Origin of the sequence: Streptomyces sp. ID05-26A (genome assembly GCF_033794685.1) — a bacterium.
Lineage (GTDB): Bacteria > Actinomycetota > Actinomycetes > Mycobacteriales > Pseudonocardiaceae > Lentzea.
In genome coordinates, this window is sequence record NZ_JARAYZ010000007.1 from 104,512 (window position 1) to 124,108 (window position 19,597).

A 19,597-nucleotide genomic window follows, 5' to 3' on the forward strand; every position below is an offset into this window, starting at 1 on the left:
GCCCGTGTGCACGCGTGCACACGGGCACTTGTCTCACAGGGTGGAGTTACGTCCTGGCATTCGAACGGCCGCGCAACACCGTGTTGGCGGTTGACGCGTTCTTGATGGCCGTCTCGATCTGCGCCATCGACGAACCGGAGGTGATTCCCGGCACCGTCGCGGTGTTCAACGCGTACAACGTGAACGTGTACGGGTTCGTCGAGCCACCGGGGCAAAGCCCGAAGTACTTCAGGGAATTGGCGCCCGACTCCATCGCCTTCTGCTTGGCACCGCCCTGGCCCGGCACGCTGAACCCGGACCCGAGGTTCTCCGGCAAAGACCGCGAAGCACCCGGAATGTCCCAGATCGCCCAATGCAGCTTGTTGCCGTTGTTCACGCGGTCCGCGAACACGATCGCGTAGGCGGTGGCCCCGGCGGACTCACCCCACGCGAACGGCGGCGACGGGTCCTGCCCGGCGGCACCGTCACCGGCACAGGTGTGCTTGGCCGGAATCATCGCGTCGTCTGCAAAGGCTGTGGACGAAAGCTTAAAAGCGCTGCCGCCTTCGTAGACGATGTCGATGTGCAGGATCCGGTCGTTGCCCGCCGACCCGTCCTTGTCGGTCGTGGTCGTCAGCCAGATGTCGCCCTCGGCGTCCACCTCGACCGTCCGGAGGCGGTTGTAGGTGCCCTGGAAGTAGATCTGCTGGTCGACCAGGTTGCCGTTGGCGTCGATGCGCATCCGGTAGATGCGCTGGCCGACGGTGGTGGCCACGAAGACGTAGTCGTTGATGATCGTCAGGCCCGAGGGTGAGGCCTGCGAGGTCGACCAGGTCTTCTTCGGCGCGACGGTGCCGACGCAGTTGCCGATCGTGCCCTCGCAGGGCTCCCAGCCGTAGTTGCCGCCCTTGGTGACGAGGTTGACCTCGTCCTGCTGCGAGTTGCCGAACTCCGAGGCCCAGAGCCGTCCCTGCGAGTCGAAGTCGAGGCCCTGCACGTTGCGGTGGCCGTAGCTCCAGATCGCCTTGCCGGGGAACGGGTTGTCGGACGGGATGGAGCCGTCCGCGTTGAGGCGCAGGATCTTGCCGGCGTTGGTGTTGAGGTTCTGCGCGTTGTTGCCGTTCTGCGCGTCACCGGTCGAGATGAACAGGTACCGGCCGTCCGGGCTGAACCGCAGGCGCCCGCCGTTGTGGTACCGGTTCTTCGGCACACCACTCAGAAGCGTCGTCCAGCCGGAGAGTCCCGTGCCGTCGAACTGCGCCCTGACCAGGCGGTTTCCGTCGGCGTAGGTGTGGTAGACGTAGATGAACCGGTCGCTGGCGAAGTTGCGCGACACCTCGATGCCGAGCGCGCCGCCCTCACCGTTCGTGCCCACCGCGCCGGGCACCTTGCCGACGACGGTCTTGGCACCGGCCTCGGTCACGCGCAGGACGTTGAACGTCTCGCGCTCGGTCACCAGCGCCGAGCCGTCGGGCAGGAACGCGAGCCCCCACGCCACGTCGACACCGGACGCGATCTGCTTGACCGTGCCGGGGTTCGGCACGCCCGTGCCACCACCCGCGGTCGGCTTGACGGAGATCTCGTTCGAGAACCCCGAGAGGTTGCCCGCCGCGTCCTTGGCCCGCACCTTCACCGCGTACGTCTGGCCGGTGACCAGGCCCGCGATGGTGGCGGCCGTGGCCGAACCGTCCGCGGTCTGCTTCAGCGCACCGTCGAAGTGGATCTCGTAGCCGGTGACGGCCACGTTGTCGCTCGATGCACCCCAAGCGACGGAGACGCTGGTCGAGGTGGCACCGGTCGAGCGCAGCGTGCCCGGGGTGGTGGGCGCCTGGTTGTCCACGGGCGCGGGCTTGGTGCGGCCCGGCACGTTGTTCGAGGCCTGCGAGACGTTGCCCGCGCGGTCCTTCGCGAACACGGTCCAGTCGTACTCCACGTCGGGACGCAGCCCGGTCGCGGTCGCCTCCAGCACGTTGCCGACGCTCGTGACGAGCTGTCCGTGCTGGTAGACGTCGTAGCCGGTGACGCCCACGTTGTCGGTGGCCGCCTCCCACTTCAGCGTCACGGAGTTGTGGGTGGAGCTGACGAACTGCAGGTTGCGCGGCGGCGTCGGCGCCTCGTCGTCCGGCGGGCCGACCAGCACGGCGGTCAGCTTGTCCGCGTTCGGACCGCCGTTCACGGTCGTCGAGGTCGCCTTGATCCGGTTGGCACCGGCGTGCAGCACGACCTTGAGGGTCCGCGTCTGCCACGTGGTCCACGCGCCCGTGCCGGGGAACGACACGGCCTGCGCGTTGGCACCGTCCACCGTCACCGAGACGGGACGGTCGGTCGTCGTCCCGTTGGCGTAGCGGAACGTCAGGTCGTGCTCACCACCGGACTCGGCGTTGATCACGTACTCGACCGACGAACCGATGACGTTGTCGTAGTTGACGAACCCGCGACCGGAGAACCCGGCCCAATTCGACTCCACGACACCCTGCGAGATGGTCGCGTCCTCGGCTTCCTGCTCCAGAGCCGGGACCGACGCGATCTCCTCGACCTCCAGGTAGTCGAGGTTGGGGCCACCAGTGGCACCGGTGGACGTGACCTTGATCTTGTTGGAGCCCGCGTTCAGGCTCACCGTGTTCTCGGCCGACACCCACGTCGTCCACGCACCGGTACCGGCGAAGGCGCGCTCGTCGACGGCGAGAGCACCGTTGACGCTCACATCGGCCGGCCGGTTGTCCGCGGTCCCGTTGGCGTACCGGAAGACCAGCTTGGCCTGGCCCGCCTTCGACGCGGTGACGGTGAACTCGACCGACGAGCCCACCACGTTGTCGACGTTCACGAACCCGGCCCCGGAGAACCCGGCGTGGTTCGACTCCACCACGCCCTGCGAGAGGGTCGCGTTCTCCGCTTCGTACCGCACCGGCGCCGCGAGGGCCGACTCCGGTACCGACATCACCGCGATGGCTGTTGTGCAGGCAACACCCATCGCGCCGAACGTGCGCAACGCCCGGCTTCTACTCGGTGCCACTGTTGTGCCTCCCACAAGACGGGGTAGGGGGATCACGACGGAGCGGCGGCGGATTCAGTTATTAGACAAGAAACTTTCTTGACTGTCGCGCAGATCACACCACCACGCGGCAGCTGAGTCAACCCCGTCTCAGAAGGCCTGGAAAGCGCTTACCAGGAACCCGGCACCTATCCCGGTCCCCATGGGCACGAACCCGGCTCATCGGTCCCGGTTCTCCGCCAGCGCCGCGATCAGATCCGACACAGTCCGCCCGAGCAGCAGATCCACGATGTGCACGCCTGTGGACTCACGCCGCTGCCACCCCAGGCGCTCAGCGAGCGTCGACAGCTTGATGATCTCCTGCGTGTCCATGGCGGCAGAGGATATGGCCACGAACCCACCCGTCAGCGCAGGCCCGCCCGATGATCCACACGAAAGGGATCAAGGTCGAAGATCACACAGATGGACCTGTCCAATCCGTACGTACGGATTGGATTTCCCACCCTCTCCCTGCGACCATCTACCGGTGCCCAGGGTGAGCCAGGACCACCTCGACGCCCGCCGCCGTCAGATCCTCGACGGTGCGCGTGCCTGTTTCGCGCGACACGGCTACGAGGGTGCCACGGTACGCCGTCTCGAAGAGGCCACGAGCCTCTCTCGGGGTGCGATTTTCCACCACTTCCGCGACAAGGAGTCGCTCTTCCTCGCGCTGGCCGAGGACGACGCGCTCCGAATGGCGGACGTGGTCGCCGAGCAGGGTCTCGTCCAGGTCATGCGCGACCTCCTCGACGAACCCGAGAAGCGGACCGAGGAGCACGCCGCCGACTGGCTCGGCACGCGACTCGAAGTGTCGAGAAGGCTCCGCACCGACCCCGACTTCCGGGCGAGGTGGGCCGAACGCAGCGAACAGCTCACGGCCGCGACCCGGCAGCGACTCATCCGTCAGCGCGAGGCCGGCAACCTGCGCGACGACGTCGACGTGACGGTGCTGACCAACTTCCTCGAACTCGTCCTCGAAGGTCTCGTCTCGCACCTCGCGATGGGACTTCCGGCCGACGACATGGAGCCGGTACTCGATCTAGTAGAGGAAACCGTGCGGCGACACCGTCGCAGCTCTTGAGAGTTCCAGGCACAAACCTCACTGTGGACACATGTCCACGCTGAAGACCGCCGCCCAGTTCTTCGCGCTGCGCACGCTCGTTCGCGGCTACGCGCTGCTCGGCGACCCGTACGCGGGCGTCATGGCCTCGCCGCCGAACCGTGATCCGTACCCGCTGTACGAGAAGGTGCGCGCGAAGGGCGACATGGTGCGCAGCCGCATGGGCGCGTACGTCACGCCGAGCCGCGAGATCTGCGATTCGGTGCTGCGGGACAACAGGTTCATCACCGCGACCTTCGACGAGGCGTCGATGGTGCCGATCACGCTGGTCAAGGACGGCGAGAAGATCGTCAACCCGGTGCAGGACTCGTTCCTCATGAAGAACCCGCCGGACCACACGAGGCTGCGCAAGCTCGTCCAGCCCTTCTTCACGCCACGGGCGCTGAAGGATCGCACCGCGTCCATCCAGAAGATCGTGACCGACCACCTCGACCGGCTCGGCGACCGGTTCGACGTCGTCAGCGAGTTCGCGTCGCAGGTGCCGATCCAGGTCATCGCGGACCTGCTGGGCGTGCCGGACGAGAACAAGGACCTGTTCGCGCGCTGGGGAAGCTCACTGGCCGAGACGCTCGACGGCGTGTGGTCGCACCGGCAACTGAAGGACCTGCACGCCACGATCATCGAGTACAACGACTTCATCGACGTGCTGATCGACGAACGCCGCCGCAACCCCCAGGACGACATCGTCAGCCACCTGGTCAAGGAGCACCACGACCTCAGCCGCGAGGATCTCGTTGCCACCACGGGGTTGTTGCTCTTCGCGGGCTTCGAGACGACCGTCAACCTGATCAGCAACGGCGTGCTGAAGGCGTTCGAGAACCCGCACACCATCGCGCCGCTCGCGCAGAGCCCCGAGTACGCCGAGGGGTTCGTCGAGGAGGTGCTGCGCCTCGACCCGCCCGTGCAGTACACGATCCGCTGGCCCAAGGAACGCCTCGAACTCGCCGGGGTGAGCCTGCCGAAGGGCATGCCGGTGATGCTGATGCTGGCGGCGGCGAACCGCGACCCGCGCGTCTTCGACAACCCGCTGGAGTTCGACCCGACGCGGTCCAACGCGCGTGAGCACCTCGCGTTCAGCGCGGGCATCCACTACTGCATCGGCGCGGGGCTGAGCCGCATCGAGGGAACGCTGGCGCTGCACGAGCTCTTCAAGCGCTTCCCGAACCTCGCGGCGGACGGCCCGGTGACGCGCAGGAAGTCGAAGCTCATCCGCGGCGCGTTGCGACTTCCGGTACGAGCGAACGAAACCGAACGGTCACTCGCAGTGAACTGACGCTGACCTGGGGCGAAATTTGTTGCGGCCAGTGCTCGACTTCACCCGCGTGGAGCAATGTTCGTGCCCCAATGACACATCTGCGTAAGGCATTCTTAGAAGCGAGAGGGAGACCCGCCGCACCGCCGCCGCGACGGGCCTCCCTCTCACCTCGTCTCAGGCCTTACTCGACGCCGGCCATCAGCTTCTTGATCGCCGGGGCAGCGACGGCCAGGGCGACACCGAGCACGATCGCCGCGCCGCCCAGCGTGAAGAAGTACGCCGAGGGGCTCGTCGTGTAGAACTTCACGAGCTGCGCGGCCACACCGGTACCGGCCGAGACCGCGAGGAACCACAGGCTCATCGTCTGCGACGCGAACGCCTTGGGCGCCAGCTTCGTCGTGACCGACAGGCCGACCGGCGAGAGCATGAGCTCGCCCGCGGTCATGATCAGGAACATCGCCACGAGCCACAGCGGCGTCACCTTGCCGTCGGCGGCCGAGTTGCTCGCGAAGTACATGAGCACGAACGACAGGCCGACGAGCACGAGAGCGCCCGCGAACTTGCGCGGCGTGGACGGCGCGCGGTCCTTGAGCTTCAGCCACAGCCACGCGAACACCGGCGCCAGCGCGATGATCATGATCGGGTTGATCGACTGGAACCAGGCGACCGGGAACTCCCAGCCGAACACGTGGTTGTCGACGTGCGAGTCGGCGAACTCCGCGATCACCGACGCGCTCTGCTCGAAGATCAGCCAGAACATCGCCGCCGCGACGAACAGCGGGATGTACGCGAGGACCCGCGGCTTCTCCTCCGGCAGCGTCTTCTTGCTGCGGTACATGACGGTGAAGTACGTGATCGGCAGGACGATCGACATGATGCTGATCATCAGGATGACGCCCTCGACCCCACCGAGCAGGTACGAGACGACGCCGAGCCCGGCGACCACGACCGCGATCAGGGCGATGAGGCCGTAGACGCGGCCCTTCTCCTGCGGGTGCAACGGGTTCGGCGCCACGGCGGCCGAACCGCGCAGGTGCTTGCGGCCCATCCGGTACTGGATCAGGCCGGCCGCCATGCCGACCGCCGCGACGGCGAACCCGGCGTGGAAGCCGATGCCGTCCGCGAGCGCGCCGGTGATCAACGGCGAGACGAAGCCGCCGATGTTGATCGCCATGTAGAAGACCGTGAAGCCGGCGTCACGGCGCGAGTCGTCGCGGTCGTAGAGGCCGCCGACGACGGTCGAGATGTTCGGCTTGAGCAGGCCCGTGCCGAAGACGATGAAGATCAGGCCGAGGTACACGCCCGTGATGCCGATCGGCAGGGCCAGTGCGATGTGACCGCACATGATCAGCACGCCGCCGTTGAACGTCGCGCGCTGCCCGCCCCAGACGCGGTCGGCGAGCCAGCCGCCCGCGACACCGGACATGTAGACGGCCGTGCCGTAGATGGCGACGATCGACAGGGCGAGTGCCTTGTCGACGCCGAGGCCGCCCTCGGACACGGCTGTCCACAGGTAGAGGCCGAGGATGGCCTTCATCCCGTAGAACGAGAACCGTTCCCAGAGTTCGGTGAAGAACAGCGTGGACAGGCCTCGGGGATGCCCGAAGAATCCCTTGTCCTGCGTGGAGATGCTGGCGCTAGGAGCGCTCACAGTCATCGTCCCTTCGTGTCAACGATGTCACGGCGGATCTGGTCGAGATTACGCCGAACGCTCGTACGGTTTGAAATCAGGGTTGCGTCCGAGTGGCCCAACTCTCACCTCAGGGTGCGCTCCCCGCCGAGATTTGATGCACTGCTGGGATGGACTTGATCCAGGCGCACGGCATGGCGATGACGGAGTTCGACCGGCGGGTGCGGGAGATCGCACCCGATCAGTGGTCACTCGGCACACCCTGCCGGGAGTGGTCGGTCAGAGACCTCGTCGGGCACCTGGTCCACGAACAGCTCTGGGCACCGGAACTGCTCGCCGGTTGCACGGCGGCACAGGTCGGCGACCGCTTCGACCACGACAACCTGGGCGACGACCCGCTCGTGTCCTGGGTCGTGGCGGCCGCGGCGGCGCGCGAGGCCTGGCTCGGGCCGCACGCGCTGGCGAAACCCGTGACGGTGTCGTCCGGGAAGCTCGACGCCGAGGAGTACTGCTGGCAGATGACCACGGATCTCGCGGTCCACGCCTGGGACCTGGCGCGCTCGATCGGCGCGGACGAGCGGATCGACCCCGGACTCGTGTCGGCGGTGCTGGCCTACGTCGAGCGCAACGCCGACGAGTGGAGTGGCTCGTCGATGTTCGACTCGGCCGTGCCGGTGGCGCCGGACGCGGACGACCAAACACGACTGATCGGACTCCTGGGACGTAAGCCCTGACGGTTCTCCGACCGGGCCTGCCGAAACGCCCCGCTTCGCATCCCCCTGCTGCTCCTGCGAGGCGGGGCGTTCCTCCCCCGGCCGCGACCCCCGGATCCCCCCGGACCGTTGATCGCACCGCATTTCTACAGGTAGATCGTTGTCCGGTGTCGTAGCCGAATCAGCGGACAACGACTTCCGGACAACGTTTCTGGAGCTTTTGCTCCAGGGTCACGCACCTGATTCCGACGGCGTCGAGGTGCTCGCTCACCCGGACGAACCCGGCGCTCTCGTAGAACCTGATGTTCCCGTCGCTCTCGGCCCCGGTGAACAGCCAGACGACCTGCACCTCTTCCGGCGTCCGCTCGCTGATCGCCCGCAGCAGCAGGCGGCCGACCCCGCCACCCTGGACGTCGGGGGCGACCGACAACCGGGCGACCTCCATCCGGTCGCCGTCGACCCGGCTGCGCACCGACCCGACCAGCCGCGCCCCGTCGAACGCCCCGAACGCGGGCGTGCCGTCCCGGAGGTGGCGCCGGATCTCCTCGATCGTCTCGACCAGCGGCGGCAGGTCCCACGCGCCGTACCTCCTGGCCTCCTGGAGGTACGCGGCCCGCTGGATCGTCATGACCTCACCGGCGTGCTCCGGCGTCAACCCTCCGATGTGGACGCTCACGGTCCGGTGACCCCCGGCGTCCAGCTCTCCGGCAGACCGCTCTCGGTGAGGATCATCTGGTGGTCCCCGAACCCCTGCGGCGCGTCCGGCTGCCACGGCCACTGCCCCTGCGGCGTGGGCACGATGATCTGCACGGCCGCGAAGTCCGACCCGTCGTAGAGCAGGTACGCGCTCCCGAAGAACTCGGGGTAGAACCCCTTGTAGACCCGCTCGAACGCGACCGGCACCCCGTCGAAGAAGTCGTCGTAGAGCTTGCCGGGCTGGAACCGCTCACCCTCGCTGGCCCGCCGCACGTACATGTTGATCAGGTTCTCGCCCATGCCCTGCGGCAGCCCGATCACCACCGCCTCGGCCACGCCGAACCGCCGCCAGGCACCCACCGAGAACACGTACCCGGGCCCCTCGGCGTCCGGGTTCACAACGATGTTCGTGTGGCCGAACCGGTCGGCCGCGGACAGCAGCCGCGCCCGCAGTTCGATGTCTTCGTCGGAAAGCACGGCACCCAGCCTACGGCACCCTCCCGGCGCCTTATGCCTGCTTGGAGCTGTTCCAACGCTCCCACCTTCAGGCAGATTTGGCCGGAAACGATAGAGGATTCGCGGTCGCTGCCCCTACCGTCCGTCCATGCCCAAGAGATCGTCCAGCGTGGTGGGCCGCGAGTTCGGCAACGGTGTCCGCGCTGCCGTCGAGAGCACCGGACTCATCCAGCGCAGGCTCGCCGAGTTGCTCGGCTGGCAAGAGGCCAAACTGTCCGACATGCTCGCCGGCAAGGGTGGTGTCAACGAGATGGAAGTCGCCACCCTGCTCGCCTACTGCCGCACACCGCTCGCCGAACGCGAGCGCCTGCTCGCCCTGTTCCGCGAGTCGGGGAGCTTCTACGCGCAGTTCACCGACGATGGCGTGCCGGACCAGGTGCGCACGCTGATCAACCAGGAGCAGGAGGCCATCGAGATCCTCGACTGGTCGATGATCCTCGTACCCGGTCTGCTCCAGATCTTCGAATACATCCAGGCCGTCACCGCGAAGGCCCAGACGGTCTCGGAGGAGAACATCCCGAAGACCGTTGCCGCACGGGCGGCCAGGGCGGAGATCCTCGAATACAGCCGGTCGTTCACCTTCTACATCCACGAGCAGGCGCTGTGGCTTCCGGTCGGTGGCACCGAGGTGTGGCGTGAGCAGCTCGCGCACCTGCTGCGACTGTCGGTGCGCAAGTACATCAGCATCCGGATCGTCCCACGATCAGCCGGTGTGCACGCGGGCATCACGGGTGACTTCCGGCTGATGAAGTTCGCGAAGTACCCGCCGGTCGTCTACATCGACAGCGTCAGGTGCAGCTTGTTCTTCGACGACAAGGAGACCGTCGACACCTACGAGAACATCCTGAAGGACCTCGCAGGTGTCGCCCTGGATGAGGAAGAATCGAGGGCGGTGATCAACAGCATCTTGGAGGGTCTCCAATGACCAACTGGCGCAAGAGCAGCTACAGCGGCGACAGCAACAACTGCGTCGAGGTCGGCCACGGCGTCGGCATCCGGGACAGCAAGGCGCCGTCCACCTTCCTGCCGGTGAGTGCGAACGCCTGGTCGGCGTTCCTGTCGATGGCGTCAGCCGAGGTACCGGCACCCGTCGAGCAGTAGTCCGATGGCCATCCGCGCGTCGTAGTCGGGGCCGGCGCCTTCGGCCCCGGCGCAGATGTCGCCGATCGCGCGGAGCAGGTGCAGGGGCGGGATGCCCGTCCTGATCTCACCGGCTTCGCGCGCCGCGTCGAGGATGTCGGTGAGCACCGGCACGAGCCGGTCGAGGAACAGGCCGTGCAGGGCGCTGAAGCCGTCGGGGTCGTTGCGGCTCGCGGCGGCCAGGCCGTGCTTGGTCACCAGGAAGTTCACGAAGAGGTCCACCCAGTCCCGCAGCGCCACGAACGGCGACTCCGCCGACGCGAGCAGCGCGGGTCCCGCCTCGGCGCACGCGTCGATCTGGTGCCGGTAGACGGCCACGACCAGGTCCGCCCGCGTCGGGAAGTGCCGGTAGATCGTCCCCATGCCGACCCCGGCCTCGGCGGCGATGCGGCGCACCGGCGCGTCCACCCCGTCCGTGACGAACACCGCCGCGGCGGCGTCGAGCAGCGCTTTCTCGTTGCGCCGCGCGTCCGCCCGCTTCGCGGTCGCCGACTCCCCTGCACCCACTCGGGCACTCCTCTCCACCACGGCACTTGCCAAAGCGGAACGCTGCTCCGTATATTCGGAACCGCGCTCCGGTTAGGAGCTTAACAGCCTCTCCTCATCACCTAGGGGATATTTGTCATGCCCGGAATCATCAGCGTCAAGCCGGTCGTCCTGCCCGCACCGGACCGCGGCGACGACCTGCAGGTCCGCGTGTCCGCTCCGGTCACCGGCACCGACCTCCCGATCGTCGTTCTGGCACACGGCTTCGGCGGGTCGATGACGTACTACGACCCGTTGGTGGACCACTGGGCCGCCAACGGTTTCGTGGTCGTCCAGCCGACGTTCCTCGACTCGCGCTCACTGGGCCTCACGCACGCGGACCCCCGTTACCCGGACATCTCGCGGTTCCGGGTGCAGGACGTCCAGCGGGTGCTCGACGAACTGGACACCCTACTGGCCGCCGTGCCGGGACTCACCGGCCGCGCCTCCCTCGACCGCATCGCCGTCGCAGGTCACTCGTGGGGCGCGCAGACCGTCGGCCTGCTGCTGGGCGCGCGGGTTCTCGGCGAGGACGGACCGGGGCCCGACCCCAGGGTGAAGGCAGGCGTGCTGTTCGCGGCGACCGGCCTCGGCGGCGACAACCTCACGCCGTTCGCGCAGGAGAACTTCGGCTCGTTCATGTCGCCGGACTTCTCCCGGCAGACCACGCCGTTCCTCACGGTCGCGGGTGACCAGGACCAGTCGTTGCTCGGCAAGCGCGGCCCGGACTGGTTCACCGACGTGTTCCACCACAGCCCCGGCGCCCGCGCGCTGCTCACCCTGTCCGGCGGCGAGCACTCGCTCGGCGGCATCCACTCCTACAACGCCGCGGACACGACCGACGAGAGCCCGGAACGCGTCGCGCTGATCCGGCGGGTGGCGTGGGCGTTCCTGCGCGACGCCCTCGGAGTCGACGACCTCGCGTGGAAGCAGGTGCGGGCCGAGGACCTCGGCCCGGTCGGCCGCCTCGACGTCGACTAGACGAAAAACGCCGGTCACGCGTGCTGCGTGACCGGCGTTCTTCGTGGAAGTCGTCAGCCGACCTCGGCCATGACCTCGTCCGACACGTCGAAGTTGGCGAAGACGTTCTGCACGTCGTCGCAGTCCTCCAGCGCGTCGATCAGCTTGAAGATCTTCTTCGCGCCCTCGGCCTCGAGCTGCACCGAGACCGACGGCAGGAAGCTCGACTCGGCCGACTCGTAGTCGATGCCGGCCTCCTGCAGCGCCTTGCGGACCGGGATCAGGTCGCCCGCCTCGGACACGACCTCGAAGGCCTCGCCCAGGTCGTTGACCTCTTCGGCACCGGCTTCGAGCACCGACATCATCACGTCGTCCTCGGTCGTGCCCTGCTTCGGCACGATCACGACGCCCTTGCGGCTGAACATGTACGACACGGAGCCCGGGTCGGCCATCGAACCGCCGTTGCGCGTCATCGCCGTGCGGACTTCCGTGGCGGCGCGGTTGCGGTTGTCCGTGAGGCACTCGATGAGCACCGCGACACCGTTGGGGCCGTAGCCCTCGTACATGATGGTCTGCCAGTCGGCGCCGCCTGCTTCTTCACCGCCGCCGCGCTTGCGGGCGCGCTCGATGTTGTCCAGCGGCACCGAGTTCTTGCGGGCCTTCTGGATGGCGTCGAACAGCGTCGGGTTGCCGTCCGGGTCACCACCACCGGTGCGGGCCGCCACCTCGATGTTCTTGATCAGCCGCGCGAAGAGCTTGCCGCGCTTGGCGTCGATGGCGGCCTTCTTGTGCTTGGTGGTCGCCCACTTGGAGTGGCCGCTCATTTCTCCTCCGAACCAGTCAAACCACGAACCATGTCCACGAACAGGCGATGGACGCGCTCATCCCCCGTGAGCTCCGGATGAAACGCCGTGGCCAGCACGTTGCCCTGCCTGACCGCGACGATCCTACCGGCGGCATCGCCCGCCTCAGCCGTAATGGGCACCGTAGCGAGAACCTCGACGTCCCCGCTCACCGCCTCCACCCACGGTGCGCGGATGAACACGGCGTGCACGGTCTCCCCGGCCAGGTCGAGGTCCGTCTCGAACGAGTCGATCTGCCTTCCGAACGCGTTGCGGCGCACGGTGATGTCGAGGCCACCGAGCTGGTGCTGGTCCTCGCGGCCGTCGAGCACGTCGTTGGCCAGCAGGATCATCCCCGCGCACGACCCGTACGCGGGGAAGCCCGCCTTGATCTTCGCGCGCAGGGGCTCCAGCAGCTCGAAGTTGTCGAGCAGCTTGCTCATGGTCGTCGACTCGCCGCCGGGGATGACGATCCCGTCCAGCTCGTCCAACTCTTCGACGCGGCGCACGGGCCGTGCGGTCACATCGCACTTCGCGAGCGACACGAGGTGTTCCTGTACATCGCCTTGGAGGGCGAGCACGCCGATGACGGGAGGAGCAGCGACAACCATGCTCACCAGCATATTCGAGCCGGATCAGGGGTTGTAGAAGACCTGGGCGAAGGCGCGGTCGAAGCGTCGCGCGGCCAGGTCCTCGCGCTGGATCCCCCAGTGGACGGTGGCGCTCTCCCAGCCGCTGACGTCCGCTCCGGCGTACCAGTCGGCCAGGAGCACCCAGTCGGAGACGTCGTCGGACACCGGCCCGTCCCACTTGCCCTTCTCCACCGCCCACCGGGCGCGGCTCACGACGGCGCCGAGCGGATCGGTGTAGACGGCCTCCTCGTCGGCGTAACCACCGATCTGGAGCGTCGCGTCGGCGTTGATGATGCCTTCGCGGGTGTCCTGCCAGGCGTCGACCAGGGCCTCGGCCCGCGGGTGTCCGGGGATCGGGCCGGCCCTGCGCTCCCCTCGGACCTCGAACGCGTGATGGTTGGGCAGGGACACGTCGGCCGTCGCCCGCACCGGCCCCTGCGGGAACTCCTTGAACATCGTGTCGTAGTCGTCGATGTCCCACTCGTTCCAGGCGTTGAGGTCCTGTTCCGTCACGTCCGCACCGGCGGGGACGTAGACCACGCTGCCCATGCTCACGGGATCGCCCTCGTCCTCGGGGAAGGCGAACAGGAGCAGGTGGCCGTCGGCGGGCAGGTCCAGGTCCGTGAAGCCGGCGGGCAGAGCCGCGAGGTCGAGGGAGGCGACGAACGGGTGGGGCGGCACCGGGACGTCCGCCGGGAGCAGGAGCGGGCCGCCGAACCGGCCCACGACCGGCCCTTCCCCGTTCGGCGACAGCGTGGCGCAGGGGCGGGTGAGCGTTAACCAGTTGTCCACGTCTTCCGTGGGGATTCCCCGCTCGATCGCCTTGTCGCGAAAGGGGGTCATCCGGTCGCCGAAGTCGAAAGTCATGGAGGAACAATAGGGGGTACGAAAAGGCCTCCTCGTCCTGGGACGAGGAGGCCATTCGAGACGGACAGGTCAGTCGATGCCGACCAGTTCCTTCTGCTGCGTCTCGCGCGACTTCACGAAGCGCCATCCGAGGAACAACACCAGTGCCAGCACCGGAATGGACCAGAACGCGATCTTCTCGGCTGTTCCGGCAAAGGCCATCTGCCCGATCACCAGTGCGAGGAACGCCAGCGTTCCGTACGAGGTGTAAGGCGCGCCGGGCATCCGATAGGAGGGCCGTTCGATCTCGCCCGCCAGTGCCTTCTTGCGCAACCGCAGCTGGCAGATGATGAGCGTGGCCCACGTCGAGACGACACCCAGTGAGGCGACGGCGATCGCGATGTCGAAGGCCTCCTTCGGCACGATGTAGTTGAGCACCACGCCGAAGAGGTACGCGACACCGGTGAAGAGGATGCCGCCGTAGGGCACGTGCCGGGAGTTCATGCGACCGGTGATCGCGGGCGCTTCTCCCTTCTGCGCCAACGACCTCAGGATGCGGCCGGTCGAGTAGAGACCGGAGTTGCACGAGGACAGCGCGGCGGTGAGCACGACGGCGTTCATGATGTCGCCGACCACCGGGATGCCGAGCGCCGAGAAGACCGTGACGAACGGTGACTCGGTGCCGGTGAAGTGGTCCCACGGCAACAACATCGTCAGCAGGAGCACCGAACCGACGTAGAAGATCGCGATCCGGTAGACCACGCCGTTGATGGCGCGGGGCATGACCTTCTCGGGGTCCTTGGTCTCACCGGCGGCGATGCCGACGAGTTCGATGGCCGCGTAGGCGAAGACGACGGCCTGCAACGTCATGAGGGCGATGCCGACGCCCGCCGGGAACAGGCCGCCGTGGCCGAGGGTGTTCGAGACCGACGCCGTCGTCCCGCCGATGTCCGCGTTGCCGATGACCAGGCCCGCGCCCACCACCAGGAAGACGATGATGGCGGTGACCTTGATGACGGAGAACCAGAACTCCAGTTCACCGAAGAGCTTCACCGACAGCAGGTTGATGGCCACCAGGACCACCAGTGCGACGAGAGCGGTGATCCACTGCGGGAGGTCCGGGAACCACTTGTGCATGTAGATCGCGATGGCGGTGATCTCGGCGATGCCGGTCATCGCCCAGTTGAGCCAGTAGAGCCAGCCCGACGTGAAGCCGGCCCACGGGCCGATGAACTCGCGGGCGTACTCGACGAAGCTGCCCGACACGGGCCGATGGAGCACCAGTTCGCCCAGCGCGCGCATGACGAAGAACGCCGCGAGGCCGCACACCGCATAAGACAGGATCAGCGACGGCCCTGCTGTGGCGAGGCGTCCGCCCGCACCCAGGAAAAGGCCGACGCCGATCGCGCCACCGATTGCGATCATCTGCACCTGACGCTTGCTCAGCGCCTTGGTGTAGCCGTCCGCATCAGTTTCCACAGAACTCACGAGGAGGTTCCTTCCGAAAACGGAAAAATGCTCGCGTCGGAACCTCCCGCGCCCCGACGCGCCGATTGCGGGGAACCCTAGCGAGTGGCGGCCATCACCAAGAAATCACCTGGGGAAGACTTAACGTAAGCGACGTCACAGAGTGCTGCGTTTAGATCGGACCAAATGTCCTCGACGTGCTCCAGCCCCACGGAAATGCGCAGCAAATTGTCCGGAACGCCGGATGCCCGCAGTTCTTCGCCAGGCACGAGTCGATGCGTCAAAGCCGAGGGATGCTCGATCAACGTGTCGACCGAACCCAAGGAGACGGCCGGGGTGATGAGCTTGAGCCGACGTACGACCTCGACGGGATCGCCGTGCACGCCGAACGCGATCATGGCGCCCGTTCCGCGCATCTGCAGTGACGCGGACGGGTAGCGCACGAACTCCACGGCGTCGTGCTCGGCCAGTCGCAGTGCGAGGAGGGCGGCGGACTTCGAAGCCGCCTGGACCCGCAACGGCAGCGTGGCGAGCCCGCGGTGCAGCAGGTAGCCGCCCAGCGGGTGCAGCACGGCGCCCGTGATGATCCTGACCTGCCGCAACGCCGCCGCGCGCTCTTCGGAGCAGGCCACGACGCCGCCGAGCACGTCACCGTGCCCGCCCAGGTACTTGGTGCCGGAGTGCAGCACGTAGGAGGCGCCGTGCAGCGCCGGGTTCTGCAGGATCGGGGTCGCGAAGGTGTTGTCGACCATGACCGGCACGGAGCCGGCCTGGCGCACGACGTGCTCGATGTCGACGAGGTCGAGGTTCGGGTTGGCCGGGGTCTCGACGACCACGAGCCCGGTGTCCGGCCGGATCGCGGAGGACACCAGACCCGCTTCCACGTACGTGGTCGTGACGCCCAGCAGACCGGACGACAGCAGGTGGTCGGTGCCGCCGTACAACGGTCGCACGGCTACGACGTGCGGTTTCCCCGCCATCACGCAGGCGGCCTGGATCACGGCGGTGACCGCTGCCATGCCGCTGCCGAACGCCACGGACGTCTCGGTGTGCTCGAGAGCCGCGAGCGCCTGTTCGAACCGGGCCACGGTCGGGTTGTGCAGCCGCGCGTAGACGGGCGACGCCGCCCGCGCGGCCCCGGTGGCCCACTCCCCCAGCGCTTCCCCGCCGAGCGCCTGGTCGGGCACGGGGTAGGTGGTGGACAGGTCGATGGGAGGAGCGTGCACGCCGAGCTCCGCGAGGTCGTCGCGGCCGCCGTGCACTGCGATGGTCTCGATGCGCGTCATGGCCCGAATGGTGGAGACTTCCTCGGAAGAGCGGGCGAACTACCGCAGGCGATTCGGTGGAACGGAGAAGAGCCGTGCTGGATTCGATCGACGAGGCCATCGTGCGGGAGCTGCGGAAGGACGCGCGCCTGCAGAACAAGGACCTGGCCGAACGCGTCAACGTCGCGCAGTCCACGGCGGTCGTGCGGCACCGGGCGTTGCGGGAGCGCGGCGTGATCACCGGCTACCACGCGGAGATCGATCCGAAGGCCGTCGGACAGCACGTCCAGGCGATGCTCGCGGTGAAGATCCGGCCGCACACCAAGGAGATCGTCGACCCGTTCATGGCGTACGTGCTCTCGCTCCCGGAAACGGTCGCGCTCTCACACGTGACGGGCCCGGAGGATTTCCTGGTGCACGTCGCGGTTTCCGACGTCGGTCATCTGCAACGGCTCGTGCTCGACAAGTTCACGAGCCGGCGAGAGGTGACGGAGGTGCACACGAACCTGCTTTTCTCGCACGTCAGAAAGCACTAGGCGACGCCGAGAAGCCTCAGTCCCGCGGTCGTCGCCGCAGCCAGAACAATCACTGCGACAAAAGGCAGTTTCCGCCACGCCGCGAGACCGCCGACCGCGACTCCGACGGCGAGCGCCCACCCACCGAACTGCTTGCCGCTCGTCAGCGCCGACACCGCCACCAATGCGAACAGCAACACGGTGGCGCTGGCCGACATCAGTTCGCGGACTTTCTCGGGCAGGGTGACGCGGTCGCGCAGCAACGGTCCGGCGAGCCGGATCGCGAAGGTGCCGGCGGCCAGGATCAGGACTGCGGTGACGGGCACGGCTCCTCCTTCTTCGTCTTGAACACGAACAGACCAGCGAGCGCGAGCAGCACGGGCACCCCTGCGGGCAGGAACGGCGTGGTCGCCAAAGCGATCGCACCGCCCGTGAGCGCCGCATTGCGCGTCGCCTTGTCCTTGAGCGCGGGCAACGTGAGCGCGAGAAGTGCCGCCGGGAACGCCGCGTCCAGTCCGAACGTCATCGGGTCGCCGATCGCCTGCCCCACAAGGGCACCGACGAGCACACCGGTGTTCCAGCTGAAGAACAACGCGACGCCGCACGCCCAGTAGGCCGCGCGCGCTCTCGCGGGATCCTTCTGCGACATCGCGAACGCCGTCGACTCGTCGATCAGCAGGTGGCTGCCGACGATCCGGGCGAGCGGGCTCTTGCCCAGCACGTCCCCGATCGCGAGCCCGAACGGCAGGTGCCGCGCGTTGAGCACGAGCCCGGCCAGCACCGCGGCGGCAGGGCTGCCACCGGCGGCGACGATCCCCACCGCCATGAACTGCGAGCCGCCCGCGAAGATCAGCAGCGACATCAGCACCGGCATCCACCACGGCAGGCCGGAGCCGACCGAGATCGCACCGAACGACGCACCGGTCACCGCGGCACCGAGGGCCACTGCGGCGACATCACGCAGGAGCCCAGAGTCAAATGAATCTCGATCAAGAGTTCGCCAAATCGAACGCACCACCCATTAAGATGAACACCTGGGATCGGTGTTCGTCAAGACGAACGGATGGACTTCTGTGTCGAACGCACCACTCGACCTCATCGCGGCCAACCTCCGGCGTGAGCGCGACCGCACGGGCATGTCGCTGAGCGAGGTCGCGAAGAAGGCCGGTGTGGCGAAGTCGACGCTCTCCCAACTGGAGTCCGGCGCCGGAAATCCCAGCGTGGAGACCCTGTGGGCACTCGGCGTGGCGCTGGGCGTCCCGTTCAGCCGGCTCGTCGAACCCGCCGTCCCGCGCGTGCAGGTCATCCGCGCGGGCGAGGGCCCGGTCATCCACTCCGAGCGCGCGCACTACTCGGCGACCCTGCTGGCCGCGTGCCGTCCGGGCACCAAGCACGACATCTACTGGCTGGCCCTCGAACCGGGCGGCGCCCGCGAGTCGCTGCCACACGTGCCGGGCAGCATCGAGCACATGATCGTGGCGACCGGCCGGTGCCTGGCGGGCCTGGCCGAGGACCCGATCGAGCTCGGGCCCGGTGACTACATCGTGTATCCCGGCGACGTGCCGCACATCTGCAAGGCGCTGGAGCCGGGAACGACGGCCATGATGGTCATGGAGCACACGGTCTAGCTCAGGCGGCTCTGAAGGGTGCGCAGCCACGACTCGCTGAGCGCGGGCTCGCCGTCCATGCCGCGGGCGATCATCCGGCGCACCTCCTTGGTGCGGCCGAGCGCGACCAGGTGCACGGCCTCCGCCAACGCCTCACGGGTCTTCTCGTCGCGCTTGGCTTCGCGCAGGTACTCGCGCCAGCGGTGCAGCTGATAGGGCCAGGTCAGCTTGGTCTGCGCGTTGCCGAGGTAGCACCAGACATCCTCGTCGAGCGACACGTTGACCACCGAGGAGGCGGGCAGGCGGCGCGTCCACTCGGCGTGCTGCTGCCAGCGTTCGACGTTCGGGCTGGTCCGCCAGCGGATCGTCACACCGACGAACCGCAGCTTTCGGCGGATCGCGGGCCAGGTCTCGCGTTCCTCGGCGATCCAGTCGTCCAGCAGGCCGAACAGCTTGCCGAACGACCCGCCCGACGCCACGACGTCGACGAAGGTGAGCGGCCGGTCGCGCCGGGCCAGTGAGGCGGGCGTGACACCGGCCTCGGCGAGCATCTCGCGGACGCGCCGGACCTCCGGCCGGAAGACCGGGCCGTGAGCGAACGACACCGGCAGCCGGTGCAGTGCCCTGCCGCCGTCCAGCGCGCCGCCGAGCAGGTCGAACATCGAGTCGAGTGAGCGGCCGACGAACACCAGGTCGCCGTTGCCGCTGCGGGCCAGGACCTTGCCCGCGCACTCCGCGAGGTCGTCGAGGTACCAGACCTCGGGCGCCTCGACGTCGTCGAGCATCGACCCGAGCTGGTCAGGTGTCACGAGGTCCCAGCGGAGCGGCAGGTTCACGCGGCCATGATGACCAGCGACG

22 protein-coding genes are annotated in these 19,597 nt (G+C 67.7%); 8 read left to right on the forward strand and 14 right to left on the reverse strand.

Going from position 1 to position 19,597, the window contains the following annotated elements:
- Positions 1–46: 46 nt before the first annotated feature.
- Positions 47–2,992 (reverse strand): PQQ-dependent sugar dehydrogenase, encoded by a 2,946-nt coding sequence (locus PV646_RS40170; protein ID WP_500347881.1) that lies wholly within the window; start codon positions 2,990–2,992, stop codon positions 47–49.
- 198 nt (positions 2,993–3,190) lie between these two features.
- Complete coding sequence (locus tag PV646_RS40175) at positions 3,191–3,343, reverse strand: hypothetical protein (protein WP_500347883.1); 153 nt, start codon at positions 3,341–3,343, stop codon at positions 3,191–3,193.
- A 154-nt stretch (positions 3,344–3,497) separates the two neighbouring features.
- Between PV646_RS40175 and PV646_RS40180 the strand changes: the two genes are divergently transcribed.
- Positions 3,498–4,091 (forward strand): TetR/AcrR family transcriptional regulator, encoded by a 594-nt coding sequence (locus tag PV646_RS40180; protein ID WP_189155934.1) that lies wholly within the window; start codon positions 3,498–3,500, stop codon positions 4,089–4,091.
- Positions 4,092–4,122: 31 nt separating this feature from the next.
- Complete coding sequence (locus PV646_RS40185) at positions 4,123–5,403, forward strand: cytochrome P450 (protein WP_500347884.1); 1,281 nt, start codon at positions 4,123–4,125, stop codon at positions 5,401–5,403.
- A 163-nt stretch (positions 5,404–5,566) separates the two neighbouring features.
- Here the strand turns inward: PV646_RS40185 and PV646_RS40190 are convergent, their stop codons facing one another.
- Entirely contained in the window at positions 5,567–7,036 is a 1,470-nt protein-coding gene (locus tag PV646_RS40190; protein ID WP_500347886.1) for a peptide MFS transporter, read from the reverse strand.
- 149 nt (positions 7,037–7,185) lie between these two features.
- Between PV646_RS40190 and PV646_RS40195 the strand changes: the two genes are divergently transcribed.
- Positions 7,186–7,749, forward strand: coding sequence for a TIGR03086 family metal-binding protein (locus PV646_RS40195; protein WP_500347887.1), 564 nt, complete (start codon positions 7,186–7,188; stop codon positions 7,747–7,749).
- Positions 7,750–7,909: 160 nt separating this feature from the next.
- Here PV646_RS40195 and PV646_RS40200 read toward each other — a convergent pair whose 3' ends face one another.
- Both PV646_RS40200 and PV646_RS40205 read right to left on the reverse strand, forming a co-directional pair.
- Positions 7,910–8,404 (reverse strand): GNAT family N-acetyltransferase, encoded by a 495-nt coding sequence (locus PV646_RS40200; protein ID WP_500347889.1) that lies wholly within the window; start codon positions 8,402–8,404, stop codon positions 7,910–7,912.
- The gene (locus PV646_RS40205) at positions 8,401–8,901 is read right to left on the reverse strand and encodes a DUF4262 domain-containing protein (protein WP_500347890.1); all 501 of its coding nucleotides are present in this window, start codon (positions 8,899–8,901) and stop codon (positions 8,401–8,403) included. Before PV646_RS40205 ends, PV646_RS40200 begins: the two co-directional genes overlap by 4 nt.
- 127 nt (positions 8,902–9,028) lie before the next feature.
- Here PV646_RS40205 and PV646_RS40210 point away from each other — a divergent pair, with 127 nt between their 5' ends.
- Complete coding sequence (locus PV646_RS40210) at positions 9,029–9,865, forward strand: helix-turn-helix domain-containing protein (RefSeq protein ID WP_500347892.1); 837 nt, start codon at positions 9,029–9,031, stop codon at positions 9,863–9,865.
- A complete protein-coding gene (locus tag PV646_RS40215) occupies positions 9,862–10,041 on the forward strand; it encodes a DUF397 domain-containing protein (protein ID WP_500347894.1) in 180 nt (59 codons plus the stop codon). Before PV646_RS40210 ends, PV646_RS40215 begins: the two co-directional genes overlap by 4 nt.
- Here the strand turns inward: PV646_RS40215 and PV646_RS40220 are convergent.
- The gene (locus PV646_RS40220; RefSeq protein WP_500347896.1) at positions 10,009–10,587 is read right to left on the reverse strand and encodes a TetR/AcrR family transcriptional regulator; all 579 of its coding nucleotides are present in this window, start codon (positions 10,585–10,587) and stop codon (positions 10,009–10,011) included. The genes PV646_RS40215 and PV646_RS40220 overlap by 33 nt on opposite strands.
- Before the next feature lie 117 nt (positions 10,588–10,704).
- Between PV646_RS40220 and PV646_RS40225 the strand changes: the two genes are divergently transcribed.
- Positions 10,705–11,586: an alpha/beta hydrolase family protein gene (locus PV646_RS40225; RefSeq protein ID WP_500347898.1), complete on the forward strand. Its 882-nt coding sequence runs from the start codon at positions 10,705–10,707 to the stop codon at positions 11,584–11,586.
- A gap of 53 nt (positions 11,587–11,639) precedes the next feature.
- Here PV646_RS40225 and PV646_RS40230 read toward each other — a convergent pair whose 3' ends face one another.
- The 5 genes from PV646_RS40230 to PV646_RS40250 all read right to left on the reverse strand — a co-directional run bounded on the left by PV646_RS40230 (position 11,640) and on the right by PV646_RS40250 (position 16,638).
- Complete coding sequence (locus PV646_RS40230) at positions 11,640–12,389, reverse strand: YebC/PmpR family DNA-binding transcriptional regulator (RefSeq protein ID WP_382435238.1); 750 nt, start codon at positions 12,387–12,389, stop codon at positions 11,640–11,642.
- Positions 12,386–13,018 (reverse strand): pyridoxal 5'-phosphate synthase glutaminase subunit PdxT, encoded by a 633-nt coding sequence (gene pdxT / locus PV646_RS40235; RefSeq protein WP_500347901.1) that lies wholly within the window; start codon positions 13,016–13,018, stop codon positions 12,386–12,388. Before pdxT ends, PV646_RS40230 begins: the two co-directional genes overlap by 4 nt.
- A gap of 24 nt (positions 13,019–13,042) precedes the next feature.
- Positions 13,043–13,906: a DUF1963 domain-containing protein gene (locus PV646_RS40240; protein ID WP_500347903.1), complete on the reverse strand. Its 864-nt coding sequence runs from the start codon at positions 13,904–13,906 to the stop codon at positions 13,043–13,045.
- Between the two features lie 69 nt (positions 13,907–13,975).
- Complete coding sequence (locus tag PV646_RS40245; protein ID WP_500347904.1) at positions 13,976–15,373, reverse strand: amino acid permease; 1,398 nt, start codon at positions 15,371–15,373, stop codon at positions 13,976–13,978.
- Between the two features lie 77 nt (positions 15,374–15,450).
- A complete protein-coding gene (locus tag PV646_RS40250) occupies positions 15,451–16,638 on the reverse strand; it encodes a trans-sulfuration enzyme family protein (RefSeq protein ID WP_500347906.1) in 1,188 nt (395 codons plus the stop codon).
- A gap of 74 nt (positions 16,639–16,712) precedes the next feature.
- On the opposite strand from PV646_RS40250, the gene PV646_RS40255 reads away from it, so the two are divergent.
- Complete coding sequence (locus PV646_RS40255; protein ID WP_500347908.1) at positions 16,713–17,153, forward strand: Lrp/AsnC family transcriptional regulator; 441 nt, start codon at positions 16,713–16,715, stop codon at positions 17,151–17,153.
- Here PV646_RS40255 and PV646_RS40260 read toward each other — a convergent pair.
- Entirely contained in the window at positions 17,150–17,458 is a 309-nt protein-coding gene (locus PV646_RS40260; protein WP_500347910.1) for an AzlD domain-containing protein, read from the reverse strand. The genes PV646_RS40255 and PV646_RS40260 overlap by 4 nt on opposite strands.
- On the reverse strand, positions 17,437–18,078 hold the full coding sequence (locus PV646_RS40265; protein WP_500347912.1) for an AzlC family ABC transporter permease: 642 nt from the start codon (positions 18,076–18,078) through the stop codon (positions 17,437–17,439). The genes PV646_RS40260 and PV646_RS40265 overlap by 22 nt, the downstream gene beginning before the upstream one ends.
- Before the next feature lie 127 nt (positions 18,079–18,205).
- Between PV646_RS40265 and PV646_RS40270 the strand changes: the two genes are divergently transcribed.
- A complete protein-coding gene (locus PV646_RS40270; protein WP_500347914.1) occupies positions 18,206–18,760 on the forward strand; it encodes a helix-turn-helix domain-containing protein in 555 nt (184 codons plus the stop codon).
- Here PV646_RS40270 and PV646_RS40275 read toward each other — a convergent pair.
- Positions 18,757–19,575 (reverse strand): hypothetical protein, encoded by an 819-nt coding sequence (locus PV646_RS40275; RefSeq protein ID WP_500347916.1) that lies wholly within the window; start codon positions 19,573–19,575, stop codon positions 18,757–18,759. The genes PV646_RS40270 and PV646_RS40275 overlap by 4 nt on opposite strands.
- Positions 19,576–19,597: the final 22 nt, after the last annotated feature.

Excerpts from the sequence above, each read along its gene's own strand:
- PV646_RS40240 (WP_500347903.1), bottom strand. The coding sequence starts at position 13,906 with ATGACTTTCGACTTCGGCGACCGGATGACCCCCTTTCGCGACAAGGCG.
- PV646_RS40250 (WP_500347906.1), bottom strand. The coding sequence starts at position 16,638 with ATGACGCGCATCGAGACCATCGCAGTGCACGGCGGCCGCGACGACCTC.
- PV646_RS40230 (WP_382435238.1), bottom strand. The coding sequence starts at position 12,389 with ATGAGCGGCCACTCCAAGTGGGCGACCACCAAGCACAAGAAGGCCGCC.
- PV646_RS40185 (WP_500347884.1), top strand. The coding sequence starts at position 4,123 with ATGTCCACGCTGAAGACCGCCGCCCAGTTCTTCGCGCTGCGCACGCTC.
- PV646_RS40195 (WP_500347887.1), top strand. The coding sequence starts at position 7,186 with ATGGACTTGATCCAGGCGCACGGCATGGCGATGACGGAGTTCGACCGG.
- pdxT (WP_500347901.1), bottom strand. The coding sequence starts at position 13,018 with ATGGTTGTCGCTGCTCCTCCCGTCATCGGCGTGCTCGCCCTCCAAGGC.
- PV646_RS40210 (WP_500347892.1), top strand. The coding sequence starts at position 9,029 with ATGCCCAAGAGATCGTCCAGCGTGGTGGGCCGCGAGTTCGGCAACGGT.
- PV646_RS40175 (WP_500347883.1), bottom strand. The coding sequence starts at position 3,343 with ATGGACACGCAGGAGATCATCAAGCTGTCGACGCTCGCTGAGCGCCTG.
- PV646_RS40215 (WP_500347894.1), top strand. The coding sequence starts at position 9,862 with ATGACCAACTGGCGCAAGAGCAGCTACAGCGGCGACAGCAACAACTGC.
- PV646_RS40225 (WP_500347898.1), top strand. The coding sequence starts at position 10,705 with ATGCCCGGAATCATCAGCGTCAAGCCGGTCGTCCTGCCCGCACCGGAC.